At 69.8% G+C, this 13,138-nt stretch carries 11 protein-coding genes; 1 reads left to right on the top strand and 10 read right to left on the bottom strand.

Annotated features, from left to right (window positions below; all coding sequences use genetic code 11):
• Positions 1-134: 134 nt before the first annotated feature.
• From ACFZDK_RS04180 to ACFZDK_RS04160, 5 genes are all read right to left on the bottom strand, one after another.
• Positions 135-593, bottom strand: a complete 459-nt coding sequence (locus ACFZDK_RS04180) for a hypothetical protein (protein ID WP_390969544.1) — start codon at positions 591-593, stop codon at positions 135-137.
• Between the two features lie 180 nt (positions 594-773).
• Positions 774-3,044: a hypothetical protein gene (locus ACFZDK_RS04175; RefSeq protein WP_390969542.1), complete on the bottom strand. Its 2,271-nt coding sequence runs from the start codon at positions 3,042-3,044 to the stop codon at positions 774-776.
• Positions 3,045-3,200: 156 nt separating this feature from the next.
• Positions 3,201-3,617, bottom strand: coding sequence for a DUF6113 family protein (locus ACFZDK_RS04170; RefSeq protein WP_390969540.1), 417 nt, complete (start codon positions 3,615-3,617; stop codon positions 3,201-3,203).
• Entirely contained in the window at positions 3,614-4,480 is an 867-nt protein-coding gene (mshB, locus tag ACFZDK_RS04165; protein WP_390969538.1) for an N-acetyl-1-D-myo-inositol-2-amino-2-deoxy-alpha-D-glucopyranoside deacetylase, read from the bottom strand. The genes ACFZDK_RS04170 and mshB overlap by 4 nt, the downstream gene beginning before the upstream one ends.
• A gap of 62 nt (positions 4,481-4,542) precedes the next feature.
• A complete protein-coding gene (locus ACFZDK_RS04160; protein WP_351745642.1) occupies positions 4,543-4,737 on the bottom strand; it encodes a hypothetical protein in 195 nt (64 codons plus the stop codon).
• A gap of 189 nt (positions 4,738-4,926) precedes the next feature.
• Here ACFZDK_RS04160 and ACFZDK_RS04155 point away from each other — a divergent pair, with 189 nt between their 5' ends.
• Positions 4,927-7,050, top strand: a complete 2,124-nt coding sequence (locus ACFZDK_RS04155) for a prolyl oligopeptidase family serine peptidase (protein ID WP_390969535.1) — start codon at positions 4,927-4,929, stop codon at positions 7,048-7,050.
• 152 nt (positions 7,051-7,202) lie between these two features.
• On the opposite strand, the gene ACFZDK_RS04150 is transcribed toward ACFZDK_RS04155, so the two are convergent.
• From ACFZDK_RS04150 to ACFZDK_RS04130, 5 genes are read right to left on the bottom strand one after another with little or no spacing between them, the layout of a single operon-like run.
• Positions 7,203-8,288, bottom strand: a complete 1,086-nt coding sequence (locus ACFZDK_RS04150; protein ID WP_390969533.1) for a dipeptide ABC transporter ATP-binding protein — start codon at positions 8,286-8,288, stop codon at positions 7,203-7,205.
• Positions 8,281-9,255, bottom strand: a complete 975-nt coding sequence (locus ACFZDK_RS04145) for an oligopeptide/dipeptide ABC transporter ATP-binding protein (RefSeq protein WP_390969532.1) — start codon at positions 9,253-9,255, stop codon at positions 8,281-8,283. The genes ACFZDK_RS04150 and ACFZDK_RS04145 overlap by 8 nt, the downstream gene beginning before the upstream one ends.
• An 8-nt stretch (positions 9,256-9,263) precedes the next feature.
• Positions 9,264-10,244 carry an ABC transporter permease subunit gene (locus ACFZDK_RS04140; RefSeq protein ID WP_390969530.1) on the bottom strand — a complete coding sequence of 327 codons (981 nt, stop codon included), beginning with the start codon at positions 10,242-10,244 and terminating at the stop codon, positions 9,264-9,266.
• Positions 10,237-11,160, bottom strand: a complete 924-nt coding sequence (locus tag ACFZDK_RS04135; RefSeq protein WP_390969528.1) for an ABC transporter permease subunit — start codon at positions 11,158-11,160, stop codon at positions 10,237-10,239. Before ACFZDK_RS04135 ends, ACFZDK_RS04140 begins: the two co-directional genes overlap by 8 nt.
• 6 nt (positions 11,161-11,166) lie before the next feature.
• Positions 11,167-12,795, bottom strand: coding sequence for an ABC transporter substrate-binding protein (locus tag ACFZDK_RS04130; protein WP_390969526.1), 1,629 nt, complete (start codon positions 12,793-12,795; stop codon positions 11,167-11,169).
• Positions 12,796-13,138: the final 343 nt, after the last annotated feature.

Below are 13,138 nucleotides of genomic sequence, written 5' to 3'. Positions count from 1 at the left end.
GGGCGGGGCCGGGGGCAGTGCCGACCGTCCGGAGAGCCGCATGACAGATGTCATGAGGAGCACCTGACACGACAAGAGGGGGCACCCGGCGGGTACCGGGCGCCCCCTGGGCTCCATTCCTCAGGACACGCTGATCAGCATCCTCGCGTGCCGCTGTCCACGTAGTAGTCCTTACCGCCCCACCAGACGTCTCCGATCGCCGAGACACAGTAGTTCGCTGTACCGGTCACTCCGACCGGACCAGCCTGGTAGGAGTAGGAACCCTGGTCCACGGGCGACGTGGCGGCTATATGACAGGCGTCGCCTGTGCCCGACGTCTGCGAGCACCGGAGTATCTGCACGGAGGTGGAGGCCGCGACGCCGTAGGACACACCGCGGTGGTAGAAGCAGGCGCTGTTGGTGCCGCCGTTACTGCTGTTGTAGTAGATGACCAGCTCACCTATGACGCTGCCGCTGCGGGAGACGGTCCCGTCGTAGGTGATGGTGCCAGAGCACGAGGTGGCGGCCTGCGCCGGGGACGCGAGGAACAAACCGGCTCCGGCGAGCATGAGCAAGCTGGAGAGGAAGACCATGGCGCGACGGATCGAGTGCATGCAGATTCCTGTCCGAGTCGGTTACCGAAACGACGTTGATCTTGCAGCGAGCCGAAGCACCGTAGCACTGTTCACAGGCTCAACTCTCTTTAATTAGAAGCCGATCGGCACCGCTGACGCAGATCGCGGACCACAAAGAAGGGGGTGCCCGGCGAGCACCGGACACCCCGTTGCGAAGCGTCAGTTCGGGTTGGTGTCGATGACTCCGATGCGCTCCGCCGCCGTCTTGCCGACCAGGGCCTTGCGGAGCGCGGAAACGACATCCTGCGGCGTGACGGCCGTCTTCTGTCCCGTGGCTCGGGTGATCAGTACGCCGTCGAAGGTGCTGCCGTACGCTTTCTTGAGCGCCTCTAGGTTGTACGTCTCCACGAGCTTGCCGTCGATGGCCTTGAAACTGAGGATCTTCGGCAGGGACAGAGCACCGAACGGAATGCTGTGCACCGCGTCGGTCTGCACAATGACGTTCTTGGACATCGCAGGCTCCGCGAACGCCTTCATCTCGCGGTCGACCTCCGCGTTGGAGACCGTCGGCTGCACGGTGGTCGTCGGGACGCTCACCGCGGAGGCGGTGCCGGTCTCGACCATCGTTTCGTACGCCTGCTCGATCGCCTTGGTGGAGCCGGCCGCGTCGATGCCCTTGCCCGCCTTGCCGTAGACCGCGACGGCCTTGCCGGAGGTGAACTTGATGGTGCCCTCGGTGACGGAGCCGGAGCTGCCGCCGAGGTCCTTGAGGGCGGCCTGGAGCTTCTCCTCGTCGACCGGCATGACGGGGGCGACGACCCGCTTCTGGCCGAACAGGGAGCCGATCACGGAGACCGGGTTGTAGTCGCTCTTGGCGGCGGCCTCGACCGTGTTCTGCATGTCGAACTGCAGGCCCGCCTGGTCCGGCGGCAGCGAGACGGTCTTGCCGTCGACGGACAGCTTCAGCGGCTGGTTGACCCGCTTGCCGAAGGCGTCGTCGAGCTTCTTGACGGCGTCGTCGCGGGTGCCGCCGCCGATGTCGACGCCGAGCACGGTGGTGCCCTTGGGCACGTCGGAGTGGTTCATCAGCAGCCCGGCGCCGTAGACGCCGAGGCCGGCGACCACCACGACACCGACGAGCAGCGGCAGCTTGCTCCGCTTCTTCTTGGCCTTGGCCTTCCCCTTGGACCCGGCGGGCGGCGGCGAGACCGGCTCGGGCAGCTTCGGGGGCGTGTGCGGCAGCGGCCCGTCGCCGGGCGCGCCCGGCGCGAACGGGGAGCCGGCGCCCGGCGGGACGACCGGGATGCCGCTGGTGACGGTGTGGCCGGAGACGTTGTCCGCCGGTGCGCCGTAGCCGGGCGTGCCCGGTTCGGGGGCGGGCTTCTGCGGGGTGAGGATCGCGGTGTCGTCGCTCAGGCCGCCGCCGGGGCCGAGGCCGGCACCGGCGGGGGCGGTGCGCGCGCCGGGTCCGGCCTGGGCGCCCGGGCGGGCGGCGGGGCCGACGCCCGGGCGGCCGGTGCCGTTCGGCGCGCCGAAGGGCTCACCGCGGCCGAAGGGCTCGCCGCCGGTGGCCGGCGGGACGAACGGGCCGTCGCCGGTGACCGGGCCGCCGGTGGGGCCCGCCGGGCCCTGCGGGCCGCCGGGGCCGCCGGGCAGGCCGGGGCCGTTGAAGCCGCTGGGGCCGCCGGGACCGGCCGGGCCGCCGCCGGGCGCCCCGGGGCCGGCCGGGGCACCGTTCTGGCCGCCGTTGTCGGAGAAGTACGGGAGTTCGTCGCGGCGGGTCTCGCCGCCGCCCTGCGCGCCGCCCCGGGAGCCGCCCAGCGGGCCCGCGGCGAGCGCCTCGGTCACGTCGAAGGAGCCGGTGCCGCCACCGTGCCCGGGGGCCACCGGGCCGCCGGTCGCGCCGGTGGGCAGCCCCGCGCCGTTCGTGGCACCGGGCCGCACGCTCATGGAGCCGACGACACCGCCGGGACGGCCGACGCCCGGACGCGCACCGCCCGGGGCCGCCGGGCCGCTCGGCGGGGCGGCGGGCGAAGTGCCGGGCGTACCGGCGCCGTTGGTGGCGCCGCCGCGCTGAGGGCCCTTGGCGGGGCCGGACTTGCGGGGCGCGAACCAGTCGCTGGCCTTCTCGTCGGGGGCGGGCGCGGGCGCCGGATCGGCGGCGGGCGGCTCGGTGGTGCCGTTGGCCATGGCGGGGGCCGCCGGCATCGCGTGCGTGCCCGTCTCCTCACTCACGCCGGCCTCGGCCGCGTCCGTGACGGGGGTACGGACGACCACGGGCGGAATCGGCCGGGATCCGGGGATGTTGATCCGGATCCGGGTCGTCAGCGTGGTCTCGGTCTTGCGCTCCTCCGGCTGCGCGGCCGAACGGCTCGCGTCCGTACCGTCGTCGGAAACCATGGGGGTCCCGTACGGCGGCGTGCCCGAGGGGTATGCGGCTCCGCCGCGCCCGTTGGGTCCGGAGGACGGAGTGTCAGTTTCACGACTCAAGGCAGGTTCTCCCGGTTGGCTCCACCGCCCGTGGCGACCTTGCGAGGGCGGCTCGGCGGCGCGCACCACCATACTGGCCACATCTGGCGCTTATCCCATGACCGCTGGGGAAACCCACACCGGACTCGCACGTGCGCCCCATGGCGAAGTGGTACGTCACTTGCCAAGTCGGGCGTCGTCGGCGTCGGGTTGCCGCCCCAAACCCATTGTGGCGCAGATCACAGCCAGCGCCATGCCGCCGAGCAGGAAGAGGTACGAGCCCACTCCCGCGCCGAACAGGAAGTCCCCTTCGGGCCGGCTGGCGGTGAGGAAGATGACGGCGACGACCCAGCCGGCGGCGGGCGCCACGGCCCCGCCGCGGCTGCCCGTGACCCGGGAGCCGCCGAGGAAGAGCCCGGCGGCACCGGCCAGGGCGAGCAGCAGCCCGCCCGGGAACCAGCCGGCCTGGACCAGGGCTCCGGCGGCGCCGACCACGGCGCCGAGCACGATCAGCCCGATCAGGGCGGCGACCCGCCCGGCGGAGGGCGCCTGCAACGGTTGCGCGAGCATCGATCCACGTCCGGCGGAACTCATGACGCCTCCCCGATACCGGCGAAGAGATCGGTCTCGCGCGCCGCGCCCGGCTCGCCGACCGCCAACTCGTAGTACTCGGTGGTGAATACGGGCTGGGCCAGCTCATTGCTCAGCGCGAACCAGGGTGCCCCGCCGGGCGCCACCTCGATCTGGGTGGCGTGGGCGGCCATCGCGGCGGTCTTCGCGGTGGCGTACGCGGTGCCGTCGATCTCGGCGGTGATCCGGTGGTCGTCGACCACGCCCGGTACGTCGTCGACGGCGGCGGGCTTGTCGAAGGGCAGCCCCGGCAGCTCGTCCTGGAGCCGGGCGAAGGCGGCCTCGGCGACCGAGCGCGGCACGCGGTTCCAGTAGACCTTGGGGACGCGATGGCCGGCCTCAGCGGCCAGGGCGACGGCCCGCATGGCGACCCGGTGGGCCTGGATGTGGTCCGGGTGGCCGTATCCGCCGTTGTCGTCATAGGTGACGAGGACCTGGGGGCGGGTCTCCAGGATGACCTCGACCAGGTGTCCGGCGGCCTCGTCGAGGTCGGCCTGCCAGAAGCAGCCGGGCACGTCGTTGCCGGGCAGGCCCATCATCCCGGAGTCGCGGTAGCGGCCGGGGCCGCCGAGCAGCCGGAAGTCGCCGACGCCGAGTGCGCCCATGGCGGCGGTGAGCTCGCCCAGCCGGTACTCGCCCAGGGCGGGGCCGGTCAGATGCCGCAGCTCGGGCGGGATGACCTCGCCGCCCTCGCCGAGCGTGCAGGTGACCAGCGTCACATGGACGCCCTGATCCGCGTAGCGGGCCATGGTGGCGCCGTTGTTGATCGACTCGTCGTCCGGGTGTGCGTGCACGAGCAGCAGGCGCCGGGCAGGGTCTTCCGTCATGGCCCCACCCTACGAAACGACACCGACAGTGCCGCGCAGCCCCGGCGCCCGACCGGCCGGGGTCAGAACTTGATGCTGCCGATCATGCTGGCCACGTTGGTCGTCAGATCGCTGATCGTCGGCGCGATCGTCGACGAGGCGAGATAGAAGCCGAGTAGGACACAGACAACCGCATGGCCGCCCTTCAGACCTGACTTCTTGATCAACAAGAAGACGATGATCGCCAGCAGCACCACCGCCGAAATCGAGAGTGCCACGGCGGCTCACCTCCAAAGATCCCAGGGACGCGGGGGGTTCGGGTATGGGGGTTGTAGATCGGTACAGCAATTCCATGCTCAAGCCAGCAGGTTCATACCCACTCAGCGGTAGTGATCATAACTATGCGTGCTCGCGCATCGCTCGGCGCACGGCCGCACAAGGGGGCGCATGGCCAATATGGTCGGGGCATGACGACCGAGGCTGTCTCATTCCCCCGCCGCCACGCCCGCACCCAGCGTTTCACGCTCGGCGCGCCGCGCGCGTTCACCGTGGCCCCCGACGGCTCCCGCGTGGCGTTTCTGCGCTCGGGTTCCGGTACGGACCGGGCCAACTCCCTGTGGGTTCTCGATGTACCGGAGGGCCGGGAGCGCCTCGCGGCGGACCCCCGCGCCCTGCTCGACGGCACCGAGGAGCACCTCTCGCCACAGGAGCGGGCCCGACGTGAACGCAGCCGCGAGGGCGGCGCCGGCATCGTCGGCTATGCCACCGACGCGGCCCTGGAGCTGGCGTCTTTCGCCTTGTCAGGGCGGCTTTTCACGGCGGAGCTCAGGGCCGGCACGGCACGCGAACTCACCGTCCCCGGACCGGTGATCGACCCCCGTCCGTCCCCCGACGGCCGCCATGTCGCGTACGTCGCGGAGGGCGCCCTGCGGGTGGTGGGCGCCGAGGGCGAGGGCGACCGGGCGCTGGCGGAGCCGGAGTCGGAACAGGTCACCTATGGATTGGCCGAGTTCATCGCGGCCGAGGAGATGGGCCGTTCGCGCGGCTTCTGGTGGTCCCCCCGGTCCGACCGGCTGCTCGTGGCGCGCGTGGACGACACGCCGGTACGGCGGTGGTGGATCGCCGACCCCGCCCACCCCGAGCGTGAGCCACATCATGTCGCCTACCCGGCGGCGGGCACCGCGAACGCGGACGTACGGCTGTTCGTCCAGAGCCTGGACGGGGAGCGCACGGAGATCTCCTGGGACCGGGCGCGCTATCCGTATGTGGCGCATGTGCACTGGTCAGAGGCGGGTGCACCGCTACTGCTCGTACAGGCGCGCGACCAGCGCAGCCAGCTGTTCCTCGCCGTGGACCCGGGGTCGGGGGCGACCCGGATGGTGCATGCCGACGAAGATCCAACATGGCTTGAATTGTTCGCAGGAGTGCCCTGCTGGAGCCCCTCAGGACAGCTGGTGCGGATCGCCGACGAGGGTGGGGCCCGGGTGCTCGCGGTGGGTGAACGACCGCTCACGGGAGCCCAGTTGCACATCCGTGCGGTGCTCGACGTGACCGCCGATGACGTGCTGGTTTCCGCGTCCGCCGGCGAGGAGGCCGAGTCCCCCGAGATCGGCGAGGTGCACGTCTACCGGGTCAACGAACTCGGCGTGGAGCGCGTGTCACAGGAGCCTGGCGTGCACACGGCGGTGCGCGCCGGGGGCGTGACCGTATTGGTGTCCGCCGCCCTGGACCGTCCAGGCGCGCGCGTCCAGGTGCTGAGTGACGGAAAGGCCGTCGCCACTGTCACGTCGTACGCCGAAGATCCCGGTTTGTCCCCGCGCGTGACGCTCACCGAGGGGGGCGCACGCCGAATTCCGTGCGCCGTGCTTATGCCACGGGACTACCACGGGGACACTCCCCTTCCGGTTCTGCTCGACCCCTACGGCGGTCCGCACGGCCAGCGGGTGGTCGCCGCGCACAACGCCCACCTCACCTCGCAGTGGTTCGCCGACCAGGGCTTCGCGGTGATCGTCGCCGACGGCCGGGGCACCCCCGGCCGCTCCCCGGCCTGGGAGAAGTCCATCAAGGACGAGGTTGCGGCGACCGTCCTCGAGGACCAGGTCGACGCGCTCCAGGCGCTCGCCGCCGACTTCCCCCTGGACCTCGCCAGGGTGGCGATCCGCGGCTGGTCCTTCGGCGGCTACCTCGCCGCCCTCGCGGCCCTGCGCCGCCCGGACGTCTTCCACGCGGCGGTGGTCGGCGCCCCGGTGACCGACCTGCGCCTGTACGACACCCACTACCAGGAGCGCTACCTCGGAAACCCGGCCGAGCAGCCGGAGGTCTACCGCCGCAACTCCGTGATCGACGACGAGGGCCTGGTCGACGCGGCCGACCCGCACCGCCCGATGATGATCATCCACGGCCTGGCGGACGACAACGTGGTGGTGGCCCACTCGCTCCGGCTCTCCTCGGCCCTGCTCGCGGCGGGCCGCGCGCACGAGGTGCTGCCACTCTCGGGCGTCACGCACATGACCCCGCAGGAACAGGTGGCGGAGAACCTGCTGCTGCTCCAGCTCGACTTCCTGAAGAGGTCACTGGGGCTCGTCGGCTAGGGGTACGGCAACGGGCCGGGGCGACATGGCGCGCCCCGGCCCGTTTACGGCACCCGCACGGCCGTACGCTCATTAGAGTGCCGCGTCCGTATATCGAGACCGGGTCGGAGAAGTTGCCTGCGTGTTAACGCGATTGGCCCGGATATGCCCCGCTACACACCCCCGTCACCAAGATCGTCCGGCGCCTCCTGAGCCGGCTCCTCCGGTGGCACCACCTGCTTCTCCTCCGCGAAATGGCAGGCGGAGTCATGGGCCGCCGGCCCCGACGCGAGCCGGAACTCCTCCGGGACCGCAAGCAGCGGCACCTCCACGGCGCACCGCTCCCGCGCCTTCCAGCACCGGGTCCGGAACCGGCACCCGGACGGGATGTTCGTCGGCGACGGCACGTCCCCGCTCAGGATGATCCGCTCCCGGTGCTCCCGCGCCTCCGGGTCCGGTACCGGCACCGCGGAGAGCAGCGCCTGGGTGTAGGGGTGGGTCGGGTGGTCGTAGATCTCCTCGTCCTTGCCGATCTCCACGATCCGTCCGAGGTACATCACCCCGACCCGGTCCGAGATGTGCCGCACGATCGACAGGTCGTGCGCGATGAAGACGTACGACAGGTCGAAGTCCTTCTGGAGCCGGTCCAGCAGGTTGATCACCTGGGCCTGCACGGACACGTCGAGGGCGGAGACCGGCTCGTCGGCGACGATCACCTCGGGGCGCAGCGCCAACCCGCGCGCGATGCCGATGCGTTGCCGCTGGCCGCCGGAGAACTGGTGCGGATAGCGGTTGATGTACTCGGGGTTGAGACCGACGACGTCCAGCAGGTCCTGGACCCGCCGGCGCCGGTCGCCCTTGGGGGCCGCCTCCGGGTGGATCTCGTACGGCTCGCCGATGATGTCGCCCACGGTCATCCGGGGGTTGAGGGAGGTGTAGGGGTCCTGGAACACCATCTGGATGTTGCGGCGGACCGCCTTCAGCGCCCGTCCGCCCAGCTTGGTGATGTCCTGGCCCTTGTACCTGATCGACCCCGCCGTCGGCCGTTCGAGGTGGACGAGCATCTTGGCGATGGTCGACTTGCCGCAGCCGGACTCCCCGACGATGCCGAGGGTCTCTCCCTTGTTGAGCGTGAAGTCGACACCGTCAACGGCCTTGACGGAGCCCACCTGTTTCTTGATCAAGATGCCCTGGGTCAACGGGTAGTACTTGACCAGTCCACTCACTTCCAGGATCGGCTCAACCACGGCGTCAACCATTGAGGCACTCCCTCCAGAAGTGACAGGCGCTGCCCCGGTGTTGATCCACCTCGTACAGCGGTGGTTCGTCGGTGCGGCAGACGTCCTGGGCCATGGGGCAGCGCGGGTTGAAGGCGCACCCCGGAGGGATGTGCAGGAGGTTGGGTGGCAGGCCCTTGATGGCGTAGAGCTCCTGGCCCTTCTGGTCCAGCCGCGGAATGGAGTCGAGCAGCCCGCGCGTGTAGGGGTGCGCCGGCGCCTTGTAGATGTCGTGCACGGGTGCCGACTCGACGATCCGTCCCGCGTACATCACGGCGATCCGGTCGGCGACGTCCGCGACCACGCCGAGGTCGTGGGTGATGAGGATCAGCCCCATGTGGTACTCGCGCTGCAACTCCGCGAGCAGGTCCATGACCTGGGCCTGGACGGTCACGTCCAGGGCCGTCGTCGGCTCGTCGGCGATGATGAGCGCCGGTTCCAGGGCCAGCGCCATGGCGATCATGATGCGCTGGCGCATGCCCCCGGAGAACTGGTGCGGATAGTCCCGCACCCGCTGGGCGGCGGCCGGGATCCGCACCCGCTCCATCAGCTCGACGGCCCTGGCCCGCGCGTCCTTCTTCGACATCCCCCGGTGCACGACGAACATCTCGCCGAGCTGGTCGCCCACGCTCAGCACCGGGTTCAGCGCCGACAGCGCGTCCTGGAAGATCATCGCCATCCCGGCGCCCCGGATCTTCCGCCTCTCCTCTTCCTTCAGCTTCAGCAGGTCCCGCCCCTGGAAGAGGATCTCGCCCCCGCCGATCCGCCCCGGCGGCATGTCCAGGATCCCCATCACCGCCTGGGCGGTCACCGACTTGCCGGACCCCGACTCGCCCAGCACGGCCAGCGTCTCCCCCGCGTCGACGGCGTAGGAGACGCCGTTCACGGCATGGGCGACGCCGTCCCGGGTCCGGAACTCCACGTGCAGGTCGCGCACTTCGAGCAGCACGGCGGCGCTCACCTCAGCTTCGGGTCGAGGGCGTCGCGCACCGCGTCGCCGAGCATGATGAAGGCCAGGACGGTGAGCGCGAGGGCCCCGGAGGGCCACAGCAGCGCGTGCGGGGCGTTGCGGATGTACGGGGAGGCGGCGGAGATGTCGATGCCCCAGGAGACGCTGGGCGGCTTCAGGCCGACGCCGAGGTACGACAGGGTCGCCTCCAGCGCGATGTAGGTGCCGAGCGCGATGGTCGCCACGACGATCACCGGGGCCACCGCGTTGGGCGCGATGTGCCGCAGCAGGATCCGCGCGTTGGAGGCGCCGAGGGCGCGGGCGGCCTGGACGTAGTCGTTCTGTTTGGCGGTGATCACCGAGCCGCGGGCGATCCGGGAGATCTGCGGCCAGCCGAGCAGCACCATGAACCCGATGACCGGCCAGACCGTGTTGCTGGTCACCACGGAGAGGAGGACGAGACCGCCGAGGACGACCGGGATCGCGAAGAACACGTCGGTGATCCGGGACAGGATCGCGTCCCAGCCACCGCCGAAGAACCCGGCGAGCCCGCCGAGCACCGACCCGAACAGCGCGACCCCGAGCGTGGCGCAGACGCCCACCGTGACGGACGTACGGGCCCCGTAGACGGTCCGGGTGTAGACGTTGCAGCCCTGCCCGTCGTATCCGAAGGGCGCGCCCGGCTGGGAGCCCTCCTGGGCCTTGGAGAGGTCGCACTTGAGGGGGCTGCCCGAGGCGATGAGCGAGGGCCACAGGGAGATGACGACCAGGAAGAGGATGACGAGCGCGGAGATGATGAAGACCGGGTTGCGGCGCAGGTCCCGCCAGGCGTCGGACCACAGCGAGCGCGGTTTGGCCGCCGGGCCGGTGCCGAGCGGTCCTCCCGGTGTCCGCTCCAGCGTCTCGGCCTCGCTCGTCGCGAGGTCCATCGCCCCGCCCGCGCCGGTGCCCGCGATCGCCCGGTCGGGCTCGAACGGCTGCTCAGGCATAGCGGATCCTCGGGTCGAGTACGGCGTAGAGGAGGTCGACGAGGAGGTTGGCCACCAGGAAGACGAGGACGAGGACGGTCACGAAGCCGACCACCGTCTGGGTGTTCTGCCGCAGGATCCCCTGGTAGAGCTGGTAGCCGACGCCGTGGATGTTGAAGATCCGCTCGGTGACGATGGCGCCGCCCATCAGCGCGCCGATGTCGGTGCCGATGAACGTGACCACAGGGATGAGGGAGTTGCGCAGCAGATGCCGGGTGATGACCCGGTGGCGCGGCAGCCCCTTGGCGACGGCCGTACGGACGTAGTCGCTCCGCTTGTTCTCCGCGATGGAGGTGCGGGTCAGTCGCGTCACGTACGCGAGGGACACGGAGGCGAGCACGAGTCCCGGCACGATCAGCTCGCCGAAGGTGGCCTCCGGGGAGACGGACGGTTTGATCCAGCCCCACTCCACGCCGAGCAGGAGCTGCAGCAGCAGACCGGTGACGAAGGTCGGTACGGAGATGACGACCAGGGTGGCCAGCAGCACGCCGGTGTCGACCGGCCGCCCGCGCTTGAGACCGGTGAGCACGCCGAGCGTGATGCCGATGACGATCTCGAAGAGGATCGCCACGATCGTCAGCCGGATGGTGACGGGGAACGCGGTGGACATCAGCTCGGTGACCGGCTGCCCGTTGAACGCCGTACCGAAGTCGCCGGTGAAGACGTTCCCCATATAGGTGAGGTATTGCTGCCACACCGGCTTGTCGAGGCCGAACTCCTTCTTCAGCTGGGCGGCGGTCGCCGGGTCGCAGGCGCGCTCGCCGCACAGCCCGGCGATCGGGTCGCCCATGACGTTGACCATCAGGAAGATCAGCAGCGTGGCCCCGACGAACACCGGGATCATCTGGAGCAGCCGCCGGACGACATAGCGTCCCATGCCGGCTCAGCTCACCTTGATCTCGTTGTAGACCGGAACACTGAACGGATTGAGGGCCACGTTCGACAGCCGCTCCGAGTAGCCGGCGCTGCCGTTCTGGTACCAGAGCGGAATGGCCGCCATGTTGTCGCGGACGACCCCCTCGGCCTGCTGGAAGGTGGACACGGCCTTGGCGGTGTCGGTCTCGGCGTTGGCCTGGTCGACGAGCTTGTCGAAGTCCTTGTTGGACCACTTGCCGTCGTTGGAGGAGGCGTTGGTGTAGTAGAGCGGCTGGAGGAAGTTCTGGATGAGCGGGTAGTCCATCTGCCAGCCCGCGCGGAACGGGCCGGTCATCTTGTGCTGGCCGATCTGGTTGCGGAAGTCGGCGAAGGTGCCCACCGGGTTCCCGACGCACGCCTTGTCGTTGCCGAGCGCGTTGTTGATGGAGTTGCACACGGCGTCCACCCACATCCTGTGCGAGCCGGTGTCGGCGTTGTACGTGATCTTGAGCTGTCCGCCGGGCAGTCCTCCGCCCTCCTGGACGAGCTTCTTGGCCTGGGCCGGGTCGTAGTCACAGGCGCTCCCGCACAGCCCCTCCTTGAAGCCGCCCTCGGCGCCGAGCACCGGCGAGGTCCAGTCGGTGGCCGGGGTGCGGGTGTTCTGGAAGATGGTGTCGGTGATCTGCTTCCGGTTGATGGCCATGGAGAGGCCGGTGCGGACCTTCGCCGATCCGCTCTGGTTCCAGGCGCTGTCGTAGTAGGGGAAGGCGAGCGTCTGGATGATCCCGGCCGGGGTGTTGATGTAACGACCACCGAGGTCGTTCTTGACGTTCTTCAGCTGCGAGGCGGGCACGTCGTCGACGAGGTCGAGGTTGCCGGCGATCAGGTCGGTGTAGGCGGTGTCGCTGTCCGTGTAGACCTTGAGGGTCACCCCGTCGTTCTGCGCCTTGTCGGCACCGGGGTAGCCGGCCCACTTCTTCAGGGCCATCTGTGAGCCCTTGGTGTAGGAGTCGATGCTGTACGGCCCGTCACCGACCGGTTGCTTCAGCCAGCCGGCGTGGTCGGTGAAGAAGGACTGGGGCAGCGGGGCGAAGGCCGCGTAGCCGAGGGTGTCGGGGAAGCCGGAGAACTTCTGGTTCAGCTGGACGGTGAAGGTCTTGTCGTCGAGGACCTTGAGTCCGCTCAGGATCTCGGCGGTCTGGGTGCCGGTGTCCGGGTGGACCTTGTCGTAGCCCTGGATGTAGCCGAAGAAGTAGGCGTTCTTCTGGTTGTTCTTGAGGCTCGCCCCGTAGTTCCAGGCGTCGACGAAGGACTTGGCGGTGACCTTCTCGCCGTTGGAGAAGGTCCAGCCGTCCTTGAGGGTGATCGTGAAGTTCTGCGAGTCGCTCGTGTCGATCTTGTCGGCGAGCATGTTCTGGGCCTGGCCGGTCTTCGGGTCGTACTTCTTCAGGCCCCGGAAGATCATGTCGAGGACCTTGCCGCCCTGGACCTCGTTGGTGTTGGACGGCTCCAGGGGGTTCTGCGGGTCGCCCCAGGAGGAGCTGAGCACACCGCTGCCGCCTCCGCCACCACTGCTGCCGCCGCCCCCGCAGGCCGTGGCGGCGAGCGCCGTCACCACCGCGCAGGCCGCCCATCGGGCGGGCGTGGCTGAACGCATGGCGTGCCTCCTCCGTGAAGGGTGATCCGTTACCGGTCAATATCGACACAATCGGCCGATACCGCTCACCCGGTGCGCCGAACGGAGGCCTTGCGAGGACCCCATGACGACCTTTAGAGGGACACGTCACCCGATTGCAGACAGGCCCTCTGGAGCCCTCCGGGGATCTTGGGGCGGCGACGCAATGGATCTCCGCGTAACGATGCCGAAACGTTGGATTGCGGCCCGCCGATGTACGCATTTCGGCACCCTCGCGTCCGCATAACGAACTCATTGCCCGTTTCGCGCAGTTCGCCCGAACTAAAGCACGGTGCGATCACAAGGCGCTACCCGCGTAGCTACG

The sequence above is a fragment of the Streptomyces sp. NPDC007901 genome (genome assembly GCF_042959465.1).
Classification (GTDB): Bacteria; Actinomycetota; Actinomycetes; order Streptomycetales; family Streptomycetaceae; genus Streptomyces.
Note: the sequence above shows the minus strand (reverse complement) of the source record. Positions and strands in the feature narration are given on the sequence as shown.

Coding starts and splice junctions, on each gene's coding strand:
- ACFZDK_RS04180 (WP_390969544.1), bottom strand. CDS start 593: ATGCACTCGATCCGTCGCGCCATGGTCTTCCTCTCCAGCTTGCTCATG.
- ACFZDK_RS04170 (WP_390969540.1), bottom strand. CDS start 3,617: ATGAGTTCCGCCGGACGTGGATCGATGCTCGCGCAACCGTTGCAGGCG.
- mshB (WP_390969538.1), bottom strand. CDS start 4,480: ATGACGGAAGACCCTGCCCGGCGCCTGCTGCTCGTGCACGCACACCCG.
- ACFZDK_RS04155 (WP_390969535.1), top strand. CDS start 4,927: ATGACGACCGAGGCTGTCTCATTCCCCCGCCGCCACGCCCGCACCCAG.
- ACFZDK_RS04150 (WP_390969533.1), bottom strand. CDS start 8,288: ATGGTTGACGCCGTGGTTGAGCCGATCCTGGAAGTGAGTGGACTGGTC.
- ACFZDK_RS04140 (WP_390969530.1), bottom strand. CDS start 10,244: ATGCCTGAGCAGCCGTTCGAGCCCGACCGGGCGATCGCGGGCACCGGC.
- ACFZDK_RS04135 (WP_390969528.1), bottom strand. CDS start 11,160: ATGGGACGCTATGTCGTCCGGCGGCTGCTCCAGATGATCCCGGTGTTC.
- ACFZDK_RS04130 (WP_390969526.1), bottom strand. CDS start 12,795: ATGCGTTCAGCCACGCCCGCCCGATGGGCGGCCTGCGCGGTGGTGACG.